Here is a 24,415-nt window from a genome sequence, read left to right as displayed (position 1 = left end):
GGAGCACTCCTTGAGCACGATCGACGACATCGGATACGGCCGGCAGTTCAGCGACTGGTACGACCGGGTCTTTCCGCGCGACGACGCGGCTCGGCTGACGGCACAGCGCCTGGCCGAGCTGCACAGCGCCCCGGGCACGGCATCCCTCGAACTGGGCGTGGGCACAGGCCGGATCGCCATTGCGCTGGCCGCGCTGGCCGGCCCCGTGACCGGCGTGGACTCCTCGCGCGAGATGCTCGATGTCCTGGCCCGGGAGGCCGAGAGCGCCGGCGTCGCGGTGACGGGCGTCCTCGGCGACATCCGCCGACGGACTGGTGAGGACACATTCGGGCTCGTCTACTGCGTCTGCGCGACCCTGTCCATGCTGCTGACCACGGAGGAACAGCGGGCGGCGGTCACGCACGCCGCCGCCCGGCTGGCCCCCGGCGGCCGGCTGGTGATCGAGACGCACAACCCGGACGCCGTCCTGGAGCTGCACGACGGACACCGGCGCACCAGCTACTTCATTCCGTACCCGGAGCCCGGCACCGGACTGCAGACCTACTCGACCCTGGTCCCGGAATCCGGTCTGTGGCAGGTATCCCACATCTGGCACGAGCAGGACGGCACCAGCCGGGTGGGGACCGAGGCGAGCCGGCTGACAACGCCGGACGAGGTGGACGCGTACGCGACGGCTGCGGGGCTCAGCCCGGTCGGCCGGTGGGCGGACTGGGCGGGAACGCCCTGGGACGCGCGCAGCGCCATGGTCGTCAGCGTCTACGAGCGCGCGGCATGAGCCTGTGGGACATCGCGCGGCGGCACCGGCGGCTGCTGGCCCTCGGTGTCGCCGTCGGCCTGCTGGGGACCGCCGCCTCGCTGGCGCAGCCGCTGGTCATCAGCGACCTGATCGACGCAGCGGGCGGCGGCAGGCCACTCGCCCCGGTGATCGCCCTGGTCGCCGCCCTCTTCTGCGCCGACGCCGCCTTGGCCGCGCTGGAGGCGTACCTCGTGGGCCGGGCGGGCGAGAACACCGTCTTCGTCATCCGCCGCACGCTGACGGCACGGCTACTGCGGGCGACCCTGTCCGGCTACGGGCGTTTCGACCCCGGCGACGTCTTCACCCGCATGGTGGCGGACACCGCCCTCGCCCGGATCGCGATCACCCAGTCGCTGTCCCAGATCACCACGAACGCCTTCATGGTCGTCGGCGGCATCGTGCTGATGGCATGGATCGACCTCCCGCTGCTGCTGCTGACCCTGCTGTGCCTCGGCGCGGCGGCCGCCGTCTCGTTGTTGCTGGCCCGCCGGGTCCGGATCGCCGCCGCGGCCAACCGGGAGGACACCTCGGGGTTCGGCGCCGGACTGCAGCGCGCTCTCGGTGCCCTGACGACCGTGAAGGCGTCACGCGCCGAAGAGCGGGAGACCGAACGCGTCGCCGGCCTGGCCCGCGACGCGCACCGCTCCGGCGTGCGGGTCGGCGCGTACTCCGCGCTGCTCACTCCGGCCATGAACGTCGGGACACAGGTGGCCCTCACCGCCGTGATCGGCTGGGGCATGACACGGGTCGCGTCCGGACACCTGTCCACGGCCGACCTCACCGCCTTCATGATGTACCTCTTCTATCTGATCTCGCCGCTGGTGACGTTGTTCATGGCGATCGGGCAGTTCCAGCAGGGGCGGGCGGCCGTCGACCGGCTCACCGAGCTGGGACGGATCGAGCAGGAGGAGGATCCGCGGCGCGGAGGCGAGAGGGGCGAGAGGGGCGAGAGGAAACGGACGGATCGGAACAGCCGGACAGCACAGCACGCCGACCGGGATGTGCCGGCGGTGGAGTTCCGTGGCGTCACGTTCGGCTACGGCGCCGAACCCGTGCTCCACGACGTGACGTTCTCGGTCCCCGCACGCGGCCTGACCGCCCTGGTGGGCCCCTCCGGCGCGGGCAAGACCACCGTGTTGCAGCTGATCGAGCGCTTCCACCGGCCCGACGCCGGAACCGTGCGCGTCGCAGGCGCGGACGTGTCCACCCTGTCCCTGGACACCCTGCGCGGAACGGTCGGGTACGTGGAGCAGGAACACGCGCTGCTCAGCGGCACCGTCCGGGAGAACCTGTGTTACGCCGCACCCGACGCCGGTGAGGAAGCGATCGCCCTGGCCCTCGACCGGGCAGGGCTCACCGAGGTCGTCTCGGCGTTGCCCGACGGGCTCGACACCGAACTCGGCGACCGCGGCGCAGGTCTCTCCGGGGGCCAGAGCCAGCGCCTCGCCATCGCCCGGACGCTGCTGCAGCAGCCCTCCGTCGTCCTGCTCGACGAGGCGTCCGCCCATCTCGACGGGGAGACGGAGAAAGCTCTGCGCCGGGCTGTCGCCGAACTCGCCCAGCAGTGCGCCGTCGTCACGATCTCCCACCGCATGTCGAGCGTGATCGACGCCGACCGGATCATCCTGCTGGAAGGCGGCCGGGTCAGGGCGGTCGGCGTGCACGATGTACTCATGGCCGAGGACCCGCTCTACCGCCGACTGGCCGGCGCGCACCCCACCGACGGCGGCGACGCGGTCATCGGCACCGGCACCGGCATCGTGGAGGCGGCCCGGTGAGCGCCGTGGACGCCGCCGTCGTGGGCACCGGCCCCAACGGGCTGGCCGCCGCCGTGACGCTGGCCCGTGCCGGGCTGCGGGTCGAGCTCTACGAGGCGGCCGACGAGATCGGCGGCGGGCTGCGGACGCGGGCACTGTTCGACTCGGATGTCGTCCATGACATCTGCTCCGCCGTCCATCCGACCGCTGCCGCCTCCGCCTTCTTCCGCGAGTTCGACCTCGCCGCCCGCGGTGTCGAACTGCTCCAGCCGGAGATCGGCTACGCTCATCCGCTGCCGGACGGGCCGCCCGGACTCGCCTATCGCGACCTGGCCCGCACGTGCGCGGGGCTCGTCCCCGACGGGCGGCGCTGGCACCGCCTCATGGCCCCCCTCGTGGCACGCAGCACCGCCATCGTCGATCTGGTCCTTGCGGGCGGCCGCGCTCTGCCGGCCGATCCGGTCGCCGGTATCCGGCTCGCCACCCGCGTCCTCGCGCACGCGAGCCGGTTCGTCCCGGACGGGTTCACCACCGAGCGGGCCGCCGCGCTGCTCACCGGGGTGGCCGCGCACGCCGTGGGCCCGCTGCCCAGCCTCGCCTCGGCGGGCGTCGCGTTGCTGCTCGGCCATCTGGCCCATGCCTCGGGGTGGCCCCTTCCGCGCGGCGGCAGCGCCTCGATCGCACACGCCCTCGCGGCCGACATCCGCGCGCACGGCGGCGTCCTCCACACCGGTACACGCGTCAACGACCTGCGGGACCTGGGCGGCGTGCCCCTAATCCTGCTCGACACGGGCCCGAAGGAGTTCCTGCGCATCGCCGGTGACCGGCTGCCGCCCGGCTACGTCCGACGGCTCCGAGCGTTCCGGTACGGACCTGCGGCGGCCAAGGTGGACTTCCTCGTCTCCGCTCCCGTTCCGTGGACCGATCCGGAGGTCGGCCGGGCAGGTACCGTCCATCTCGGGGGCACCCGCGCCGAGATGTACCGCCAGGAGACGCTCACCGCCTGCGGTACGCCGACCGGCAGTCCGTTCGTTCTCGTCGTGGAGCCCGCTGCCACGGACCCGGGGCGCGCCCGACCCGGTAAGTACCCGGTCTGGGCATACGCGCACGTGCCCCACGGCGACAGTCGGGAACCGACCGCGCTCGTCAGGAACCGGATCGAGCGCTACGCCCCGGGATTCAGCGACACTGTGATCGCCCACCGGGCGGTCTCCGGCCGGGAGTTCGAGGCGTACAACCCGAACTACGTCGGCGGCGACATCAGCGCGGGAGCCATGACGTTGCGGCAGAGCCTGCTGCGGCCCACCGCCCAACTCGACCCCTACCGGACACCACTGCCCGGCGTGTACCTCTGTTCCGCCTCCACACCGCCGGGGCCCGGAGTGCACGGGATGAGCGGCCATCTGGCAGCCCTGTCCGCGCTGCGCCGCGCATACGGCGTGTGCTCCGCACCCTCGCTGGCTCCGGTCCGGCCCGCGGCAGCGGCACGCGACGAAGGCCCCGGGCCTGGAGGTTGACGGATGTGTCGTGCCCCTGATCGGAGTTGTCCACAGGCACAAGCGGAATTTTGAGTTCCGCGAGATCGTCGACACATGACGAATCACGGGGAAACGACCGGATCCTTCGGCAACGGCAACGGCAACGACAACGAGAACGACAACGAGAACGACAACGAGGACGTGACCGGATCGGGCGGGGCGCACCTGCCCAACGGTCCCGGTCACTACGACGAGGGGCTCGCACAGGACGGGCGCGCACTGCGCGACGGCAACGCCCACAACGCCGAGTCCATCAACTGCGACGGGCCCGCCGCCACCCACCGGGTCACCCTGCGCACCCCGGCCGAGCTGGCTGACGCCCTGCCGTATCTCCTCGGGTACCGCCCCGAGGACAGCATCGTCCTCGTCGCCCTCCACGACAGGGGAGGGCGCGGACGGTTCGGTGGCCGGGCACGGCTCGGCATTCCGGCGAATCCGGACGACTGGGAGTCCGTGGCAGGGCAGTTGGCGCACGGGCTGGTGTGGGGAAGCGAGCGCAGAGGAGCCCGGCCGGAACAGATCGTGGCGTACGTCTGCCAGGAGCCGGGCCAGGGGGAAACCGGCCGGCAGGTCATGGAACGACTCCGCCCGTTGGCCCACCATCTGCGCCTCCAATGCGGTCTGCTTGACGTTCCGGTGATCGAGGCCCTGTGCATCTCGGACGGCCGCTTCTGGTCGTACTGCTGCGACAACCAGGAATGTTGCCCCGCCGAGGGCCTGCCCATGGGGCTGCCGGGCACCTCGGTCCTGGCTGCCGCGGCCACCTACGCCGGGATTCAGGTGCGCGGGACCCTGCGCGAGCTGAGGGCGAGGCTCCGACCCTGGGAGACCTCCGCGGCCCTGGAGCAGGAGGCCGCGCTGGACGCCGGCAGCATGGCGCTCGTCCCCAGGATGCTCGACAACACCGGTCGCGCGGGCGTCGCCGAGGAGACGGTGGAGCTGGCCAGGCGGGTCATGAGTCGGCTGGCCGATGCGCCGCCCGCGTCCGGTGCCTTCATGGCAGACCTGCGCGACGACGGCCTGCTCCACGACGACGAGGCCGCGACCCTGATCCTCGGCCTGCAGGACCGCACCACCCGCGACCGGGCGGCCGAGTGGATGGAGGGTGCCGAGGCAGCTCTCGCGCTACGGCTCTGGCGAGCCCTGGCCCGCCGCTGCGTCGGCTCCTACGGCGAGCATGCCGCTGCACCGCTCACCCTCGCCGGCTGGGTCGCCTGGTCGACCGGCGACGAGCTGGAAGCCCGGGAGGCGCTGGCCATGGCGCTGGGAGCCGACCCCGACTACCTCTTCGCCCGCCTGCTGCACCAGGCCGTCAACGAAGGCCTGGATCCCGAATCGATCCGCCGCTGCCTGCGCGCGGAACGGGACGGCCGTGCCCGGACCCCGGCCGAGCGGCCCGACGAGGCGCGGGGGCCCGGGGGCCTCGACACGACACAGGGCACGGAAGGCGGCGGGGCCGATGCCGACGGGTCCGAGTCGGTGGCGGGGGTGCAGCGGCCCCACCGCGGATTGCCCGCCTCCGACGACGACAACTCCCACTCCCTGACGGCACAAGAGGCGCGGAAGAGCGGGCCGCCATCCCGCAGGGTGCCGGGAGCCGGCACCGGCCCGGGCGCCGGGCGGAGCGGCGGTACGCGTCCGCCCGCGGCCGCGAAGGGCGGCGTACGGCGCCGTGGCACCTCCCGGCGGGGCGTTGCCCCTGGCGGCGGCGGAACGAAGGGGGACGTGTGAGGGGCGGCGGCGGGAGTACGGCATGGGAGACGGCCGAGTCGGGTCGGGTCGGCCGGGCAGGGGCGTGACCCCGAGGAGCCCCGTTCCGTTCACCTGAGTGGCGGAACGCCTGGACGGGTGGCGCCGCCGCAACGCCATGTCCCCACGGAGCCTCCCGCCCGGTCCCGAACAAGCCCGAGGCGCACAGAGCGCAGAGGAAGCAGCCCGATGCACCAGCCAATTCCGCCTGCCGCCGCCGACGGCTGCATGCGCGGGGCGTTTCCGCCTGCTGTCGCCGACGGCTGCGTGCGCGGGCCGTTTTCGCCTGCCGCTGCTGACGGCTGCATGCGCGGGCCGTTTCCGCCTGCCGCCGCCGACGACCGCACGCGCCGACCGCTTCCGCCTGCCGCCGACGACCGCATGCCCCGGCTGTCCCCGCCTGCCGTCGCCGACGACCGCATGCCCCAGCCGACTCCGCCCTCAGCCGACGATCGCCCCATCCGAGGCCAGCGCACTCCCCACCCTGGCCCGGGCATCCCCCACCCTGGCCCGGGCATCCCCCACCCCGGCCCGGGCACCCCCCACCCCCGCCCAGGCACCGCCCCGCCGCAGTGGACCGACGGACGGGGGTACCGCGAGCCACCCGCCTACGGCGCGGGACCGCTGCCTCGGCCACCGGGCCAGAGCTTGTCAGCTCCGCCCCCGCCAAGGGGCCAGACCTTGGGACCCCCGCCCCTCCCGACCGCACCTACGCCCACCCCAATGAACCAGAACTCAGCACCTGTGCCCAGGCGGCACAACCCGGCACCGACCCCCTCCACAGGCCGCGGCCGCCAACACCCCCCGCCCCCGATCCGCACCCCTCCTCCCGCGCCAACCCCCATCCGCACCCCTTCTCCCGGGCCACCCCCCACAGCGCCACCACCAGCCCAGCCCTCACCGTCATCCCCACCGCCAGCCCCACCCCCGCGCCGCTCCGGCGCACTGCCGCCCACCCACACCGCCATGATCTGCGTCGCCCTGCCGGGCCTCGCCGTGTCCACGGAACAGGGACAGATGACCGGCCAGGGACTGGAAGGCTTCTACCGCGCAGGTCGGCGTCTGCTCTCCCGCTGCCAGGTGCGCGTGGCCGGCCGTGAACCGCTCGCGGTGCAGGCGCGGAGGACCGGTGCCGATCGTGCCCGCTTCGTGGGCACCCTGCGCGCCTCGCCGCCCTCTGGTCCGGACCCGGACGTCGTCGTCGAACGCACCCGGCGCGCGGACGGCACCGAGCGGATCACGCTGCACAGCGCGGCGACGCGCCCCCTGCGCCTCCCCGTCGAGGTCGCCCTCGGCACGGACCTGGCGACGCTGGGCGCGATCGCGTCCGGCACCGCGGGGCCGGAGGTGCCCGCCAGCGTCCATGACGCCGGACTGCGCTGGTCGCACGGCACAGAGGCCTCGTCGGTCACGGCAGACCCGCCGCCCGCCGACGCGCTGGCCTCAGCGGGTCTGCTGCGCTGGGAGTTCGACCTGCCCCCGGGCGGCAGCGTGAGCGTGGAGCTGAGGGTGCGCCCGGACGGCGCGGGGCAGGTTCGAGCGGCCGGTCGCGTGGCGGTGAGTCCGCTCGCCCAGGCCGCCGCTTCGGGCGACGACCCCGGCGTGCGGGCGCTGCTGCGGATCAGCGTCGAGGACCTCCAGGCCCTGCTGCTGCGCGATCCCGCACACCCGGCCGACGTGTATCTCGCCGCCGGGGCACCGTGGCGTTGCGGCCTCGCCCCGGCCGACGCACTCACGGCCGCCCGGATGGCGCTGCCACTCGGCACCCGGCTTGCCACGGGCACGCTGCGTGCCCTCGCCCGAACCCAACTCGCCGGGCCCGGACGGCAGTCCGGCATGATCCCCGGGCCGCGCCGGGACGCGGGCGGTCATCTGCCGCCCGGCTGCACCGGCACTGAGGCCACGCTGCTCTTTCCCGCGCTCCTCGCGGAGGCCCGCCGTTGGGGGATGCCTGAGCAGGAGACGGAGGAGCTGCTGCCGGCCGCCGAGCGTTGTCTGACCTGGCTGCGGACCACCGTGGGCGACGGCACGTACCTGTGCGATCCGCAGCCCGGCGGCCCCGTCCGGTGCGAGACACAGGCACACGCCCACCGAGCGGCGTTGCTCGGCGCCGATCTGCTCGACGCCTGCGGCAGGCCGGGCGGGGCCGGGCTGCGGGAGTGGGCCCAGTCGTTGCGCTCGGCGTTCCGGACCGACTTCTGGGTCGACGACCTCGGAGGTGGCCGGCCGGCGGCGGCCCGTGCCCCCGACGGCCGCCCCGTGCCGCACCTCGGGGCGACCGCCGTCCATCTCCTCGACACCGGCCTGCTGGGCGGGGGCGAGTTGGCGCCCGGGCTGCTCGACCGCGTGCAGACCGAGAAACTCGCCCGGCTGCTCGGCAGCCCGGCGATGGATTCGGGCTGGGGTCTGCGTGGCCTGGGCGTCAAGGAGGCGGGATACAACCCGTTCGGCCACCGCAGCGGTGCCGTACGCGTCCAGGAGACGGCGATCGCGGTCGCGGGGCTGGCCGCCGCCGGGTACGAGAAGGAGGCGAGTGCGCTGCTGCGGGGCGTCCTGGTGGCGGCCGGGACGTTCGGTCACCGGCTGCCCGAGATGTACGCGGGGGAGCAGCGCACCGACGGGAGCGCCCCCCTTCCCCACCCGGCCGCCTGCCGCCCCGCCGCCACCGCGGCGGCCGCCGGAATCCTGCTGCTCACCACCCTCGCCGGCGTCCGCCCCGACGCGCCCGCCGGCACGGTCACACTGCGCCCCGTCCGCAGCGCACCCCTGGGCGAGATCACCCTGATCGGATTACGGGTCGCGGATGCCCCCTTCTCCGTACGAGTCAGCCGTCTCGGCCTCGCCATGGTCGAGGAGGCGGCCGAGGGACTGGAGCTCGGAAAGTGACGTGGACGGCACCTCGGGAGGCTGGTCCAGCAGACCGAATGAGGATCCAGGGACAGGAGACGCCGGTCGCATGCGGCAACCAGGACAGTGACCGCGGATGACGGGACGGCGCGCAGGGGCCGGGAGCCGCAGGTGAGACCCACACCGCTCGGACACCGACCGGCCACCGAAGCGGCCGGGGAAGGGAGTGTTTATCGTCAGGCAGACGACTATGATCGCGACATGCCCTACGACCCGTCAGCCTTTCCGCCCTTCGCCGTGACCGTGGACCTGGTCGTGCTCACCGTGCGTCGCCATGCCCTGTGCGCGCTGGCGGTACGCAGGGGCGAGCCGCCGTTCCAGGGGCGCTGGGCGCTCCCCGGAGGCTTCGTGCGGGCCGACGAGGATCTGGCACAGGCCGCCGCACGCGAACTGGCCGAGGAGACCGGACTGTGTGTCCACGATCCCTCGGTCCCCGCCCAGGACAACGGCGCCCACCTGGAGCAGCTCGCGACCTACGGCGACCCCAAGCGGGACCCCCGGATGCGCGTGGTCAGCGTGGCCCACCTCGCCCTCGCCCCCGACCTGCCCGCACCGCGCGCGGGCGGCGACGCCAGCAACGCGCGCTGGGCACCGGTCGAGGAACTGCTGCAACAGGGCGGCTACGGCCGTGACGGTGAGCCCGTGGCGCCGCTCGCCTTCGACCACGCTCAAATCCTCGCGGACGGTGTGGAGCGTGCCCGCTCCAAGATCGAGTACTCGTCGTTGGCGACGGCGTTCTGCCCGCCCGAGTTCACCGTCGGCGAGCTGCGCCGCGTCTATGAGGCGGTCTGGGCAGTGGCGCTCGACCCGCGCAACTTCCACCGCAAGGTGACGGGCACACCGGGCTTCCTGGTGCCGACGGGCGGTACGACCACACGGCAGGGCGGCCGCCCGGCGCAGCTGTTCCGCGCGGGCGGGGCCACGCTCCTGAACCCGCCGATGCTGCGGCCCGAGGTGTAACGCCGGGCCGTGTCACCCCGCTTCCGCCCCGAGCTCAGCCCGAAGACCGACCAGAAATCGGAAAGAAGACCGGCCCGGCAACGAGGCATGCGATCACACCCTGCGGAGCAAGGCGTTCAGCTACCCGAAAAAACGGACATAACGCGCTATCTTGCTACAGGTGATCCAGGCCTTCGGACTGACCAGCAACTCCCGCAAGGACCTTCGGCCCGCCGTCGACGACGTCTCCTTCGAAGCACCCGCGGGCCGCGTCACCGCGCTGCTCGGAGATCCGGGTGCCGGTAAGACGACGGCCCTCAGGCTGATGCTCGAACTCCAACAAGGCCGCGGCATCACCTACTTCAGAGGCCGCCCACTGCACCGCACCGCCCACCCCTCGCGCGAAGTCGGGGTCCTGCTGGGCGACGTGCCGGGGCACCCCGGCCGGACGGTCCGCGGTCACCTCCGCATGCTGTGCGCCGCCGCCGGGGTCTCCGCCCGCCGAGCCGACGAGATCCTGGAGGTGGTCGGCCTCGTCAGCCTCCGCGACGAACGCCTCGGCACGCTCTCCCGCGGCATGGACCGCCGCCTGGGCCTCGCCTGTGCCCTGCTGCCCGACCCGCACACGCTCGTCCTCGACGAACCAGCCGACGGACTCTCGGCCCGGGAGAGCAACTGGCTGTACGGCATGCTGCGCGCCCACGCGGCCCAGGGCGGCACGGTCCTGGTCACCACGCCGGACCCCAAGGAGGCGGCGCGCACCGCCGACCGCGTCGTCACCCTGGAACGGGGCAGCGTCGTCGCCGACCAGGAGGCCGCGGAGTTCGCCCGCACCCGGCTGCGGCCGCGCGTCGCCGTCCGCAGCCCGCACGCCGTCCGCCTCGCCGCCGTCCTCACCAAGGAGGCCCGCACCGCACACCGCTCCGTCGAGGTCGTAATGGAGAGCGGCAACCGCCTCTCCGTGTACGGCAGTACCTGTGCCGACGTCGGCGAGACGGCGTTCCGCCACGGCGTCCTCGTACTGAAACTCGCCGACGAGGTCGGTGACATGGGGCCGGGCGCGGGAGCACCGCCGCCGCAGGAGCCGCAGCCCGAGCGCGCCGACAGCGAGCCGCGCAACGCCACCGCCACCGCGCCGGAGACAGCCAACGAGGCGACCACTGGTGCGGCGACCACCGATGAAGCCACCGCCGACACCTCCACCGCCGACACCTCCACCACCGACACCTCCACCGCCGACACCTCCACCACCGAACCGATGCCGGCTCCGCCCGACACCACGCCCCCCGCCGGCGACTCAGAAGCGCCCATCGACCACAAGCCCACCGACAGCCACAACAGCCCCGCCGAGGCCCCCACGAATCCACCCAGCCCTTCCAGCCGCCCCCTGGAAGCCCTCCCCACGCTCCCACCCGCCATCTCCGTCCACCCCGCCCCCAGCCCCCTCCGCCCCCTCCGCTACGAGCTCCGCCGTGCCACCGGCATCAGCACCGGATTCGTCACCGGCGCCGTCGTGCTCGTCGTGTCCGCGCTCACCGCCGTCGTCCTCGCGCGGATCGGGCACACTCCGCAGGCGCGCCTGTTCGCCGCGTGGCCGCAGCAGCTGCCGCTGCCGCCCGCGGCGCTCGGCGCGGGGCTGCTGGGGGCGCTGGCCTTCGGGGACGAGTTCCGCTACCCCGCCCTGGCGGCGGACCGCGGCACCGTGCCCCGTCGGCTGGGGCTGCTCACGGCCAAGCTCCTCGTCGCCGCGGCCACCGCGCTCGCCCTGGCCGTCCTCACCGTGGGCTGCGACATCGAAGTGCTCTATCTCATCTACGGACGGGAACTCGCGCAGGTTCCCGGTGACTGGCTTTCGCTGAGCGCGAGTTGGCTCGGCCTGATGGTCGGGTGCGCCTGGGCCGGGGTGCTGGCCGCCGGGGTCTTCCGGTCCACCACGGCGGGGCTCGCCGCCGTTCTCGCCGTACCGATTGTCGTCGTACCCCTCGTACAGAAGGTCGTGGAGGGATCGTCCGTGCGAACCGCGGCGGGGCTCCCGATGCGGATGCGGCAGGTGTTCCTGCTGCAGTGGCCCTTCGGCGGAGAACGCTATCTGGAAGCCGTGGCGCGGGTCGTCGCCCAACCCGTCGGCAGCGCGCTGACGTTGTCGCTCAGCGCGCTGCTCTGCGCGTATCTGTTCACGAACCTGCGGAGCAGGGTCCGATGACAAGCTTCTGACACCCTCCGCGCCCTTCCGTTCTGGTGCTGCGCACAACTCCCTCGGGAAAGCCCATTTCTTTCCGATAAGGCGTCAATTGCGACGGGGTGAGCGATCACCCTTTCGTGTGCTTTTCACCAAAGACCTCAAGGGAGTTGGAGACAGCGCCGACAAAGGATCCGTGAGTACCCTTGCGCACACCATGATGACCTCCGCCCGCTCCACCGACTCCGGTCTCGTCGGCCCGGGCGAACTCGACCACTACCCCTACGCCGAGGCCCCCGGCCCCGACCGTGTGGGCGCACCCGCCTGGGAGGGCGCGGACCCCGAGCTGGGCCGTGTGGGCCGACGCGCCGCGGGCAGCCGCGGCCGCGGACTGCACGGCCAACTCGTACAGCAGTTGGGACAGATGATCGTCTCCGGCGACCTGGGCGCCGACCGCCCTCTGGTGCCCGAGGAGATCGGCCAGCGCTTCGAGGTCTCCCGCACCGTCGTCCGTGAGTCGCTCCGCGTCCTGGAGGCCAAGGGCCTGGTCAGCGCCCGCCCGAACGTCGGCACGCGCGTGCGTCCCGTCAGTGACTGGAACCTGCTCGACCCCGACATCATCGAATGGCGGGCCTTCGGTCCGCAGCGCGACGACCAGCGCCGCGAACTGAGCGAGCTGCGCTGGACCATCGAACCGCTCGCCGCCCGTCTGGCCGCCGGGCACGGACGCGAGGACGTCCAGCAGCGGCTGTCCGACATGGTCGAGATCATGGGTCACGCCATGGGGCAGGGTGACGCGATCACCTTCTCCCGCGCCGACGCGGAGTTCCACTCGCTGCTCATCCAGATCGCGGGCAACCGCATGCTGGAGCACCTCTCCGGGATCGTCTCCGCCGCCCTCCAGGTCTCCGGCGGCCCGGTCACCGGCTGTGACCGGCCGAACGAGACGACCCTGGCGCACCACGTCAGGATCGTCGACGCCCTGGCGACCGGCGACGGCGGGGCCGCCGAGTCGGCCATGCGCCAACTGCTCACGGTCCACCCCGAGGTCGAGCGCGTGGTACCGGCGCCGCGCGAGCACTGACCGCACCGCGGTTGTGTCGCGGCCGGGAGGTGTCCGAGGTGCCTCCTTCCCCGGCACCGCTCGGCCGGCCGTTCGTCCTCCGTCGGGCCCCGCAGGTTTCTTCGCGATCTGCGGGGTCCGACGGTGCGACGGACCGCTGGGACGTTCGAAACGGTATGGCTCGGAGCCCCGGGTGACCTGCTCTGCCCGTGTCTGACCGTTTTTGAATGCTTACGGGGTGTGACTCGGGCCACGCAGATTGGGCGTAACGCTCGTGGAAACTGCGCGATGACCTAAGAGGTGACAGCCGAGAAGGGAACACGGACGCCATGCAAGGCGTTGTGCTTCTTCCCGGCCCCCGCCCGCGCCGTCGGCCCATCCCCAAGTCGGCGGTCGGCTCCTGTCCGCCGTGGACGGGGCCGGAAGTCGTTTTCCAACGTTCCGAGAGGTTGTTCGTGTCGGCCAGCACATCCCGTACGCTCCCGCCGGAGATCGCCGAGTCCGTCTCTGTCATGGCGCTCATTGAGCGGGGAAAGGCTGAGGGGCAGATCGCCGGCGATGACGTGCGTCGGGCCTTCGAAGCTGACCAGATTCCGGCCACTCAGTGGAAGAACGTACTGCGCAGCCTCAACCAGATCCTCGAGGAAGAGGGTGTGACGCTGATGGTCAGTGCCGCAGAACCCAAGCGCACCCGCAAGAGCGTCGCAGCGAAGAGTCCGGCCAAGCGCACCGCCACCAAGACGGTCGCGGCGAAGACGGTGGCCACCCGTAAGGCCTCCGCCACCACGGCCGCCCCGGCCGCGCCCGCCGTCGACGATCCGGCCGAGGAAGCCGCACCCGCGAAGAAGGCCGCTGCCAAGAAGACGGCCGCCAAGAAGGCGACCGCGAAGAAGACCGTCGCGGCCAAGAAGACGGCCGCACCCAAGAAGACCGCCGCCGCCAAGAAGGACGACGCCGAGCTGCTCGACGAGGAGGTGCTGGAGGAGCCCAAGGGCGCCACGGAGGAGCCCGAGGGTGCCGAGAGCGCCGGTTTCGTGCTCTCCGACGAGGACGAGGACGACGCGCCCGCCCAGCAGGTCGCCGCGGCCGGTGCCACCGCCGACCCGGTCAAGGACTACCTGAAGCAGATCGGCAAGGTCCCCCTGCTCAACGCCGAGCAGGAGGTCGAGCTGGCCAAGCGCATCGAGGCGGGCCTGTTCGCCGAGGACAAGCTGGCCAACTCCGACAAGCTGGCGCCCAAGCTCAAGCGCGAGCTGGAGATCATCGCCGAGGACGGCCGCCGCGCCAAGAACCACCTGCTGGAGGCCAACCTCCGTCTGGTGGTCTCCCTGGCCAAGCGCTACACCGGCCGCGGCATGCTCTTCCTGGACCTGATCCAGGAGGGCAACCTCGGTCTGATCCGCGCGGTCGAGAAGTTCGACTACACCAAGGGCTACAAGTTCTCCACGTACGCCACCTGGTGGATCCGCCAGGCGATCACCCGCGCGATGGCCGACCAGGCCCGCACCATCCGTATCCCGGTGCACATGGTCGAGGTCATCAACAAGCTCGCGCGCGTGCAGCGCCAGATGCTCCAGGACCTGGGCCGCGAGCCCACCCCGGAGGAGCTGGCCAAGGAGCTCGACATGACCCCGGAGAAGGTCATCGAGGTCCAGAAGTACGGCCGCGAGCCCATCTCCCTGCACACCCCGCTGGGTGAGGACGGCGACAGCGAGTTCGGTGACCTCATCGAGGACTCCGAGGCCGTCGTCCCGGCCGACGCGGTGAGCTTCACGCTCCTGCAGGAGCAGCTGCACTCCGTCCTGGACACCCTGTCCGAGCGCGAGGCGGGCGTCGTCTCCATGCGCTTCGGTCTCACCGACGGTCAGCCGAAGACCCTCGACGAGATCGGCAAGGTATACGGCGTCACGCGCGAGCGCATCCGCCAGATCGAGTCCAAGACCATGTCGAAGCTGCGCCACCCGTCCCGATCGCAGGTGCTGCGCGACTACCTCGACTAGGTCGTCCGTACGACGACGAAGGCCCGGTCACCCGAAGGGGTGCCGGGCCTTCGCGCTGGGCGGAGCGGGGTTCGGCTGCGGGTGCGGGCCGCAGCGGCCTGAATCACCCTGGGTGTCTCACAAACCCCCCAGAGTGAGGAGCACCCATGCGTCGTCCCTTTGTGCGGGCGCTGACCCGGCCGCTGGTCCTGGCCGCCGCCGCGGCCGCGATACCGCTGGTCTCCGCCGCCCCCGCTGCCCCCGCCGTCGCAGACGGCATAGTCGTGGGCGGCTTCCCGATCGATGCCGCCGACAGTCCCTGGACGGTGGCGCTGTCCAGCCGTGACCGGTTCGGGGGTATGCGGTCGGGGCAGTTCTGCGGTGCGGTCGCGGTGGGCCGGACCACGGTCCTCACCGCGGCGCACTGTGTGGGCGAGGACGTCCTCGGGTCGCCGCCGGGCGAGGTGCGCGACCTCAAAGTCATCGCGGGCCGTACGGATCTGCGCTCGGCCGAGGGCATGGAGATACCCGTCCGTGAGACATGGGTGAATCCCGAGTACGACGGGATCAGCAATGCCGGGGACTTCGCGGTGCTCACCCTCGCCGAGAAGCTGCCGGAGAACGCGGTGATCGCAATGGCCGCGGCGGGCGATCCCGCGTACGCGGCGGACACGAAGGCCACGGTCTACGGCTGGGGCGATGTCACCGGGGCCGGCGACTACCCGCACAGCCTGCGAGCGGCACGTATGCGCGTGCTGCCGGACGCGCTGTGCGAGGAGGCGTATCCGGGCGGTGCCGACGGCACGTATCGCGCGGACGTCATGCTGTGTGCGGGGGAGCGGGTGGGTGGCCGGGACGCCTGCCAGGGCGACAGCGGAGGCCCGCTGGTCGCCCAGGGGCGGCTGATCGGCCTGGTGTCATGGGGGAGCGGCTGCGGGCGGCCGGGCAGCCCCGGTGTCTACGTACGTGTGTCCGACGTCATTCAGAAGCTGGGCTGGGAGCGCGCCGCATGAGGGCCACAAGCGTGCCCGAGCGAGGGTAGGTGACGAGGACGGGCGGCCGACCCTGAGAGCAGGGCGGCCGCCCGTTCACCGGTCTGGACCGGGCTCGTCGTGGACGCGAGGCGTCAGCGCTCTTCTTCGGAAGCCGTGTTGGGAACGGCCGTCAGCCGCTCCGTCTCGTCCTGTATCTCAGCGGCGATCTTCTTGAGTTCCGGCTCGAACTTGCGGCCATGGTGCGCGCAGAAGAGCAGCTCTCCGCCGCTGAGCAGGACGACGCGCAGGTATGCCTGGGCGCCGCAGCGGTCGCAGCGATCAGCGGCCGTCAGCGGGCTCGCGGGGGTCAGAACAGTAGTCACGTCGCCTCTTCTCTAGCTCGACGAGCTGTCGTACCAGGGTCAACATCCAACCAGCCCGAAAACGTTCCCGCTCGTGGCTTTCCTCGAAAAAAATCTTCGAGGTGGCTGTCTGCTGCCGGTTGGCGGCGAATGTGCCGTATTACGTATCTATGTGTCTTACGGGTTCGCGCATCTGTCGGTGTCGGTCCTCCCCGGCCGGGTTGCCGGTTGTTCATGAGGACGTGCCCGGAGCCTAAATGGTTCATGCCTCGAAGGGAACGTGATATGTGCTTCACTCCAACGAGGGATCGAACACGCATGCGACCCTGGACTAGTCTGAGTTCCGGAAGAGGGTGGCGTTACAACGGCTCTACCAGGCCTCGGTACCCTCTGAGCGGCTACCGGAGCCGCGCCCTTACCCAGATGGGCCCCACATGAAATTCAGCGAGGAGCGAACCGCGTGACCGCCGAGACGTCCGTGCCGTCCACAGCGCTGCTGGCAGGAGCAGACCGGGACGGTTCCAACTACACCGCGCGGCACCTGCTCGTCCTGGAGGGGCTGGAGGCCGTCCGCAAGCGCCCTGGCATGTACATCGGCTCGACGGACAGTCGCGGCCTGATGCACTGCCTGTGGGAGATCATCGACAACTCCGTGGACGAGGCCCTCGGCGGGTACTGCGACCACATCGAGGTGATCCTGCACGACGACGGCTCGGTGGAGGTGCGTGACAACGGCCGGGGCATCCCGGTCGACGTCGAGCCCAAGACCGGCCTGTCCGGCGTCGAGGTCGTGATGACCAAGCTGCACGCCGGCGGCAAGTTCGGCGGCGGCTCGTACGCCGCTTCCGGCGGCCTGCACGGCGTGGGCGCCTCCGTCGTGAACGCCCTGTCCGCCCGGCTGGACGTCGAGGTCGACCGCGGCGGCCACACCCACGCCATCAGCTTCCGGCGCGGCGTCCCCGGCGCCTTCGCCGCGCTGGGACCCGACGCGAAGTTCGAGGCCGAGGGCGGCCTGCGCAAGGCCAAGAAGATCCCCAAGACCCGCACCGGCACGCGCGTGCGGTACTGGGCCGACCGTCAGATCTTCCTCAAGGACGCCAAGCTCTCCCTGGAGAACCTGCACCAGCGCGCCCGCCAGACCGCGTTTCTCGTCCCCGGCCTGACCATCGTCGTCCGCGACGAGTACGGCCTCGGCGAGGGCGGCAGCAAGGGCGAGGAGTCCTTCCGCTTCGACGGCGGCATCAGCGAGTTCTGCGAGTTCCTGGCCACCGACAGGCCGGTCTGCGACATCCTGAGGCTCTCCGGCCAGGGCACCTTCAAGGAGACCGTCCCCGTCCTGGACGAGCACGGGCAGATGACCCCCACCCAGGTCACCCGTGAGCTCGACGTCGATGTCGCGCTGCGGTGGGGCACGGGATACGACACGACCCTGAAGTCGTTCGTGAACATCATCGCCACCCCCAAGGGCGGTACCCACGTCGCGGGCTTCGAGCAGGCCGTGGCCGGCACGCTCAACGAGGTGCTGCGCGCCAAGAAGCTGCTGCGCGTCGCCGAGGACGACATCGTCAAGGACGACGCCCTGGAGGGCCTCACGGCGGTCGTCACCGTGCGTCTCGCCGAGCCGCAGTTCGAGGGCCAGACCAAGGAGGTCCTCGGCACCTCGGCGGCCCGCCGTATCGTGAACTCGGTCGTGTCCAAGGAAATGAAGGCGTTCCTGACCTCGACCAAGCGGGACGCCGCCCAGCAGGCACGGGTCGTCCTGGAGAAGGCCGTCGCCGCGGCCCGTACGCGCATCGCCGCCCGTCAGCACAAGGACGCGCAGCGCCGGAAGACCGCGCTGGAGTCCTCGTCGCTGCCGGCCAAGCTCGCCGACTGCCGCAGCGACGATGTGGACCGCAGCGAGCTGTTCATCGTGGAGGGAGACTCCGCGCTCGGCACCGCCAAGCTCGCCCGGAACTCCGAGTTCCAGGCACTGCTGCCGATCCGCGGCAAGATCCTCAACGTCCAGAAGTCGTCCGTGACGGACATGCTCAAGAACGCCGAGTGCGGCGCGATCATCCAGGTCATAGGGGCGGGCTCGGGCCGGACCTTCGACCTGGACGCGGCCCGCTACGGCAAGATCATCATGATGACCGACGCCGATGTGGACGGTTCCCACATCCGCTGTCTGCTCCTGACGCTGTTCCAGCGCTACATGCGCCCCATGGTCGAGGCCGGCCGGGTGTTCGCCGCGGTGCCGCCGCTGCACCGGATCGAGATCATCCAGCCCAAGAAGGGCCAGGACAAGTACGTCTACACGTACTCGGACCGGGAACTGCGTGACAAGCTCCTGGAGTTCCAGAGCAAGGGCATCCGCTACAAGGACTCGATCCAGCGCTACAAGGGCCTCGGCGAGATGGACGCCGACCAGCTGGCCGAGACGACCATGGACCCGCGCCACCGCACCCTGCGCCGCATCAACCTCGCCGATCTGGAGGCCGCGGAGCAGGTCTTCGACCTCCTGATGGGCAACGACGTCGCCCCGCGCAAGGAGTTCATCTCCAACTCGGCGGCGACCCTGGACCGCTCACGCATCGACGCATAAGCGCGGGGCTCGGGCCGCGGGCGCGGCCACCAGCGGTTCCGGTCACCTGATGGGGTGAAGGGCGGGAAGAAGAAGAGTCCGGATCTTCCCGCTCTGTCCATCCTTGGGCATGCACTCAAGCAACGGTCGCCCCGTGCAGTACGACGACCCCTGGTACGACGCCGTGGCCTCCGGATGGGGCGAGTCGGCCGGCCCGAAGGCGCCCGTGGGCCCCGCTCGCAACGAGGCCGGCGACGTCTACCTCGCAGTGCAGCGCAGCGCGGCCTTCCAGGAGGTGCGCAGCCGGTACCTGCGGTTCGTGGTGCCGGCGGTCACCGGCTTCTTCGTCTGGTACGTGGCGTACGTCGTCGCCGCCACGACCGCGCCCGGGCTGATGGCGCGGCCCGTGCTGGGCGCGGTGAACGTGGCGATGCTGGCCGGGCTCGGGCAGTTCCTCACCACCTTCGTCCTCACCTGGGCGTACGCGCGGCACGCACGGTTGCGCCGTGACCGGGCAGCGCTCGAACTGCGCTGGGACACCCAGGAATTGACGCGGGGCGTCCGCGGCGGTGCCTCGTGAGCGGCGACCACCAGACGCCGGCACTGCTGCTGTTCAGCGCGTTCGTCGCCGTCACCCTCGGCATCACGACATGGGTGAGCCGCAACCGGCAGGGTTCGGCGGAGGAGTTCTACGCGGGCGGACGGCTCTTCTCGCCCATGGAGAATGGTTTTGCCATCGCGGGCGACTACATGTCGGCGGCCTCGTTCCTCGGCATCTCCGGGCTCATCGCGCTGTTCGGCTACGACGGGATGCTGTACGCGGTGGGCTTCCTGGTGGCCTGGCTCGTCGTTCTGCTGCTGGTCGCCGAACTGGTCCGCAACTGCGGCAGGTTCACGCTGGCCGACATCGTGGCCGCGCGGATGCGGGAACGGCCGGTGCGGATCGCGGCGGGAACCTCCTCGGTCACCGTGTCCGTTCTGTATCTGGTGGCGCAGATGGTGGGTGCGGGCAGCCTGGTCGCGCTGCTGCTGGGCGGGACGAGCGAGGCGGCGCGGTCCTGGACGGTCATCGGCGTCGGTGCGCTGATGGTGATCTATGTGTCGTGGGGAGGGATGCGGGCCACCACGTGGATTCAGATTGTGAAGGCGGTCCTGCTGACGGGCGGGGCGATCGCCCTGACCGTGCTCGTCCTGGTGCGGTTCCACGGAGACGTCGACCAGCTGCTGCGCACCGCGGCCGCGCGCAGTGGCCACGGTGAGGCGTTCCTCGCACCGGGACTGACATACGGCGGGGACTGGACCGCCCGTTTCGACTTCATCAGCCTCGCGCTCGCCCTGGTGCTGGGGACGGCCGGGCTGCCGCACATCCTGTCCCGGTTCTACACCGTGCCGACCGCGCGGGCCGCACGGCGTTCGGTGGTGTGGGCGATCGGGCTGATCGGCGGTTTCTACCTGATGACGATCGTCCTCGGGTTCGGCGCGGCCGCCATCGTCGGCCCGGGTGCCGTACGGGCGTCGAACGCGGCCGGGAACACGGCGGTTCCGCTGCTGGCGCTCGACCTGGGCGGCGGGGCCGGTTCCACGGGAGGAACGGTTCTCTTCGCGATCGTCGCCGCCATCGCCTTCGCCACCATCCTCGCGGTGGTCGCAGGCATCACCCTGGCCTCCTCGGCGTCCGTGGCGCACGATCTGTACGCGTCACTGCGGCGCCGGACGTCCGAGCCGCGCAGCGAGGTGACCATGGCCCGCGCCGCCGCGGTCGGCATCGGCGTCGTCGCCATCGCCCTCGGCCTGCTCGCACGCGACCTCAACGTCGCCTTCCTGGTGGGTCTGGCCTTCGCCGTCGCCGCGTCGGCGAATCTGCCCGTGCTGCTCTACTCACTGTTCTGGCGCGGTTTCACCACCCGCGGCGCCGTGTGGGCCGTCTACGGCGGGCTGCTCCCGGCCGTGGCGCTCCTCGCGCTGTCGCCCGTCGTGTCGGGCAGCCCCGAATCGCTCTTCCCCGGCGTCGACTTCCAGTACTTCCCGCTGCAGAACCCCGGCCTCGTCTCGATCCCGCTGGGCTTCCTGGCGGGCTGGCTCGGCACGGTCACCTCCGCGGAGCCACCGGACGCCGCCAAGCACGCCGAGACGCAGGTGCGGGCGCTGACGGGGGCGGGAGCCGTGTAGCGGCGCCGCGGCTCAGGTGCGGGTCGCCCACACATAACGGTGTTCCGGGCGGCCCGCGTCGCCGTACTTGAGGGTCAGCGTGGCCCGTCCTGTGCGCTCCAGGAGCTTCAGATAGCGCTGGGCGGTCTGGCGGCTCACCCCGGTCCGTTCGGCGATCTCCTGGGCCGACAGGGGGCCTTCCGCGTTCATCAGGGACTGCCGTACGAGCTCGGCGGTGGTGGGCGAGTGCCCTTTGGGCAGGTCCGGCTCCGACGTCGCGGACAGCGCGCCGAAGATGCGGTCCACCTCCGCCTGCTCCGCCTCGCCGCCGCCGTCGAGGGTGCGGCGCAGCTCGGCGTACGCCTCCAGCTTGGCGCGCAGCCCCGCGAAGGCGAACGGCTTGACCAGGTACTGCAGCGCGCCCTGCCGCATCGCCGCCTGCACCGTCGAGATGTCGCGCGCCGCCGTGACCATGATCACATCGGTCTGGCGGCCGCGCCGGCGCATCTCCTGCACCACCGCGAGGCCCGTCTCGTCGGGCAGGTAGTGGTCCATGAGCACCAGGTCCACATGCGGCAGCACCTCCAGCTGACGCAGCGCCTCGGCCGCGCTGTGCGCCTCACCGGCGACATGGAAGCCCTGCACCTTCTCGACGTACGCGGCGTTCACGCGCGCGACCCTGGTGTCGTCGTCCACGACCAGGACCTCGATCATCGCGACTCCTCCTGGGCTGCCTGCTGAGTCGACGGCACGGTGAGGGCCGGTTCCACGCCCGGTTCGGCCAGGGCCTCGGGCAGGACGACGGTGAACTCCGCGCCGCCCCCGGCGGCTTCGCCGACCGTCGCGGTGCCGCCCTGCCGTTCCGCCAGCCTGCGCACCATCGCGAGCCCTATGCCGCGCTCCCGGTGTGCGGGCGGCTTCTTGGTGGACCACCCGTCGGTGAAGATCAACTCTCGTAGCTCCGCCGGGATTCCGGGACCGGTGTCCCGTACCGCGAGCACTGCGGTACGACCCTTGGTGGACAACTCCACCTCCACGCGCGCGTGCGGCGTGCCCGCGGCCGCGTCCAGCGCGTTGTCCACCAGGTTGCCCACGATGGTGACCAGCCCCCGGGCGTCGACCAGGCGGTCCGGGAGGCTCGTGCGGCCCGACAGGCGCAGCGCGACGCCCCGCTCGGCCGCGACGGTCGCCTTGCCGACCAGCAGCGCGGCGAGCAGCGGGTCCTGGATCTTCTCGGTGACCTGTTCCGCGGTGGCCCGGTGATCGCCGACCACCTCGCCCACGAACTCCACCGCGTCGTCGTACATCTCCAGCTCCAGCAGCCCCAGGAGCGTGTGCATCCGGTTGGCGTGCTCATGGTCCTGGGCGCGCAGGGCGTCGATCAGGCCGCGGGTCGAGTCCAGCTCCCGCCCGAGCTGTTCCAGCTCGGTACGGTCACGCAGGGTGGCGACGGCGCCGCCGTCGTCGGTGGGCATGCGGTTGGCGACCAGGACGCGCTGGCCGCGGACCGTGAGCAGGTCGGTGCCGGTCACCCGGCCGGCCAGGACGTCGGCCGTACGTCCCTCGCCGAGCGCCTCGTCGGGGGAGCGGCCCACGGCCTCGTGCCCGATGCCCAGCAGGCGCTGCGCCTCGTCGTTGAGCAGCCGGACACGGCCCGTGCGGTCCAGCGCGACGACGCCCTCCCGGATGCCGTGCAGCATCGCCTCGCGCTCCGCGAGCAGACCCGCGATGTCGGAGAACGCCAGGTCCCGGGTCTGCCGCTGCACCCGCCGGGAGATCAGCCAGGCGGCCAGCGCACCGACGGCCAGGGCGCCGCCGGCGTAGGCCAGCAGCTCCGGGATCGCGTGGATCAGCCGCGCGCGGACACTGTCGTACGCGATCCCGACCGAGACCGCCCCGACGATCTCCCCGTCGGCGTCCAGCAGCGGCACCTTCCCGCGCGCGGAGCGGCCCAGGGTGCCCTCGTCGATCTCCATGACCTCCCGGCCGGCGAGCGCGTCGCTGGGGTCCGTCGAGACGTGCTTGCCGATCTGCGACGGCTCGGTGTGCGACCAGCGCACGCCCCGGCGGTCCATCACCACGACGTACTCGGCCTGCGTGGCCCGCCGGATCCGCTCCGCCTCCCGCTGGACGGGGCCGTCGGCCGTGGCGGGCGTGGTCCGCAGTTCCTCGGCGAGCTGCGGCTGCGCCGCGGTGGTCTGCGCGATGGCGAGCGCGCGCCGCATCGCCTGGTCGTCCAGCTGATCGCTCAAAGGCGCGAGGAACAGCCCGGTCGCGAGCACCGCGACTCCCGCGGCGATCGCCACCTGCATCATCAGCACCTGCGAGAACACCCGGCGGGGCAGACCGAGGCGCAGGCGGCGTGCGGGGGGAGTGGAGCTCATACCCATGAAGGTACGTGGGGGAGCGGGGTGTGCCGTAGAGGGGTGGGCCGGATCTCGTGGCGGGAGCCGGTGCTCCACGCCGGGTGGCGTCAGCTCGCGAGTGCCGCAGGCCTGAGTTCGCGTACCGCCACGACGTCCATCCGTGCCGGGGCGCCCAGGATCGACGTGCCGCAGCTCTCCGCGCGCGGGGGCAGCGACGCACCCTGGGCGACGATCACGCGCCAATGGCGGCCGTCCGCATGGGCGACGATCACCTCCCAGCGGGGTGCGGCACCGTCCGTCCGTACGGCGTCCTCGGTCCGTACGACGCTCAGCGCGTCCGCCGCGTACTCGCCGACCGCCGTGCGCACGGCCAGCTCGGCCGCCTGACCGGGCCGCTCCCAGGCCGAACGGCCGCGGCACCCCTCCAGGACGATCCGGCCTTCCCGGACGCCGTGCAGGACGTCCTTGATGGTGTGGGCCTCGGCGCGGCCGTACGCGTAGCCGTACGGCAGCACGAGCACCGTCGGCGAGAAGCGATGACCTCCCAAATGGGTGACCTCCCAGATGCCTCCCGGCCCCGACGCGGCGAGCTCGGTCGCCAGCGGGCGGCCGAGGAGGGCGCAGCAGCGGTCGCGCTTGCCGTTGGTGCAGACGAGGGCGAGCGGGGCACCGGTGTGGGGGCGGCCCTGCAGTGTGGCGTCGAAGGTGTGGTGGTCACCCATGCCGAGGGCCGTGAAGTCGAGGTCGAGCAGCTGCGACGGGTCGTCGGTCGTGGCGGCGTGCAGCCATGCGTTGCCGGGCATGGTGTGCGCCGCGTACACCTGGCGTACCGCGGGCCTGCCGCAGTCGGCGTGGCGCCCGGGGCGGCGGATGAGCGCGACGCGTACGCCCGTGCCCTTCGCGGCCGCCTCCAGGGCCCGGCCCAGCGCGGGGTCCAGATGGCTCGAAGTGAGCGCCTTGGCGCCCCACGGACCCGGCTGTTCCACCAGGAGCCAGGTCCTGGCGTTCGCAGCGGTTCCGGAAACGGGCTCGTCAAGGTCCCGCGAGACGGTTGCACACCTACTCACAGAGGTGAGCCTAACCTGACTTGGTCCA

General features: G+C 71.9%; 17 protein-coding genes. 13 read left to right on the top strand and 4 right to left on the bottom strand.

Features of this window, described 5'->3' with window-relative positions; all coding sequences use genetic code 11:
• Nucleotides 1-10: 10 nt before the first annotated feature.
• The 10 genes from HJD23_RS09790 to HJD23_RS09740 all read left to right on the top strand — a co-directional run bounded on the left by HJD23_RS09790 (nt 11) and on the right by HJD23_RS09740 (nt 15,920).
• Entirely contained in the window at nt 11-775 is a 765-nt protein-coding gene (locus HJD23_RS09790) for a class I SAM-dependent methyltransferase (RefSeq protein WP_171113021.1), read from the top strand.
• Complete coding sequence (locus HJD23_RS09785) at nt 772-2,574, top strand: ABC transporter ATP-binding protein (protein ID WP_171113023.1); 1,803 nt, start codon at nt 772-774, stop codon at nt 2,572-2,574. Before HJD23_RS09790 ends, HJD23_RS09785 begins: the two co-directional genes overlap by 4 nt.
• Complete coding sequence (locus tag HJD23_RS09780; protein WP_171113025.1) at nt 2,571-4,070, top strand: NAD(P)/FAD-dependent oxidoreductase; 1,500 nt, start codon at nt 2,571-2,573, stop codon at nt 4,068-4,070. Before HJD23_RS09785 ends, HJD23_RS09780 begins: the two co-directional genes overlap by 4 nt.
• A gap of 75 nt (nt 4,071-4,145) precedes the next feature.
• Nucleotides 4,146-5,822, top strand: a complete 1,677-nt coding sequence (locus HJD23_RS09775; RefSeq protein ID WP_240980674.1) for a DUF4192 domain-containing protein — start codon at nt 4,146-4,148, stop codon at nt 5,820-5,822.
• Nucleotides 5,823-6,806: 984 nt separating this feature from the next.
• Nucleotides 6,807-8,726: a glycogen debranching N-terminal domain-containing protein gene (locus HJD23_RS09770; RefSeq protein WP_171114497.1), complete on the top strand. Its 1,920-nt coding sequence runs from the start codon at nt 6,807-6,809 to the stop codon at nt 8,724-8,726.
• 222 nt (nt 8,727-8,948) lie between these two features.
• Nucleotides 8,949-9,707 (top strand): NUDIX hydrolase, encoded by a 759-nt coding sequence (locus HJD23_RS09765; protein WP_171114498.1) that lies wholly within the window; start codon nt 8,949-8,951, stop codon nt 9,705-9,707.
• A gap of 160 nt (nt 9,708-9,867) precedes the next feature.
• Nucleotides 9,868-11,889, top strand: a complete 2,022-nt coding sequence (locus tag HJD23_RS09760) for an ABC transporter ATP-binding protein (RefSeq protein ID WP_171114499.1) — start codon at nt 9,868-9,870, stop codon at nt 11,887-11,889.
• A gap of 172 nt (nt 11,890-12,061) precedes the next feature.
• Nucleotides 12,062-12,949 carry a FadR/GntR family transcriptional regulator gene (locus HJD23_RS09755; protein ID WP_141313035.1) on the top strand — a complete coding sequence of 296 codons (888 nt, stop codon included), beginning with the start codon at nt 12,062-12,064 and terminating at the stop codon, nt 12,947-12,949.
• A gap of 434 nt (nt 12,950-13,383) precedes the next feature.
• Nucleotides 13,384-14,928: an RNA polymerase sigma factor gene (locus HJD23_RS43670; RefSeq protein WP_277347774.1), complete on the top strand. Its 1,545-nt coding sequence runs from the start codon at nt 13,384-13,386 to the stop codon at nt 14,926-14,928.
• Between the two features lie 146 nt (nt 14,929-15,074).
• Entirely contained in the window at nt 15,075-15,920 is an 846-nt protein-coding gene (locus HJD23_RS09740) for a serine protease (RefSeq protein ID WP_171114501.1), read from the top strand.
• A 113-nt stretch (nt 15,921-16,033) separates the two neighbouring features.
• On the opposite strand, the gene HJD23_RS09735 is transcribed toward HJD23_RS09740, so the two are convergent.
• The gene (locus HJD23_RS09735) at nt 16,034-16,264 is read right to left on the bottom strand and encodes a hypothetical protein (protein WP_171114502.1); all 231 of its coding nucleotides are present in this window, start codon (nt 16,262-16,264) and stop codon (nt 16,034-16,036) included.
• Between the two features lie 439 nt (nt 16,265-16,703).
• On the opposite strand from HJD23_RS09735, the gene HJD23_RS09730 reads away from it, so the two are divergent.
• The 3 genes from HJD23_RS09730 (at nt 16,704) to HJD23_RS09720 (ending at nt 20,975) form a co-directional block, all read left to right on the top strand.
• Entirely contained in the window at nt 16,704-18,827 is a 2,124-nt protein-coding gene (locus HJD23_RS09730; RefSeq protein WP_171114503.1) for a DNA topoisomerase IV subunit B, read from the top strand.
• 109 nt (nt 18,828-18,936) lie between these two features.
• Nucleotides 18,937-19,386, top strand: coding sequence for a DUF485 domain-containing protein (locus tag HJD23_RS09725; RefSeq protein WP_171114504.1), 450 nt, complete (start codon nt 18,937-18,939; stop codon nt 19,384-19,386).
• Nucleotides 19,383-20,975 carry a cation acetate symporter gene (locus HJD23_RS09720; protein ID WP_171114505.1) on the top strand — a complete coding sequence of 531 codons (1,593 nt, stop codon included), beginning with the start codon at nt 19,383-19,385 and terminating at the stop codon, nt 20,973-20,975. Before HJD23_RS09725 ends, HJD23_RS09720 begins: the two co-directional genes overlap by 4 nt.
• 12 nt (nt 20,976-20,987) lie before the next feature.
• Here HJD23_RS09720 and HJD23_RS09715 read toward each other — a convergent pair whose 3' ends face one another.
• The 3 genes from HJD23_RS09715 to HJD23_RS09705 all read right to left on the bottom strand — a co-directional run bounded on the left by HJD23_RS09715 (nt 20,988) and on the right by HJD23_RS09705 (nt 24,387).
• Nucleotides 20,988-21,668 (bottom strand): response regulator, encoded by a 681-nt coding sequence (locus HJD23_RS09715; RefSeq protein WP_171114506.1) that lies wholly within the window; start codon nt 21,666-21,668, stop codon nt 20,988-20,990.
• On the bottom strand, nt 21,665-23,338 hold the full coding sequence (locus HJD23_RS09710) for a sensor histidine kinase (RefSeq protein ID WP_171114507.1): 1,674 nt from the start codon (nt 23,336-23,338) through the stop codon (nt 21,665-21,667). Before HJD23_RS09710 ends, HJD23_RS09715 begins: the two co-directional genes overlap by 4 nt.
• Before the next feature lie 89 nt (nt 23,339-23,427).
• Nucleotides 23,428-24,387, bottom strand: a complete 960-nt coding sequence (locus HJD23_RS09705; protein WP_171114508.1) for a sucrase ferredoxin — start codon at nt 24,385-24,387, stop codon at nt 23,428-23,430.
• Between the last annotated feature and the right edge of the window lie 28 nt (nt 24,388-24,415).

The organism is Streptomyces sp. Z423-1 (genome assembly GCF_013009255.1).
Lineage (GTDB): Bacteria > Actinomycetota > Actinomycetes > Streptomycetales > Streptomycetaceae > Streptomyces > Streptomyces gossypiisoli.
This window is presented reverse-complemented; position numbering and strand designations above follow the sequence as displayed.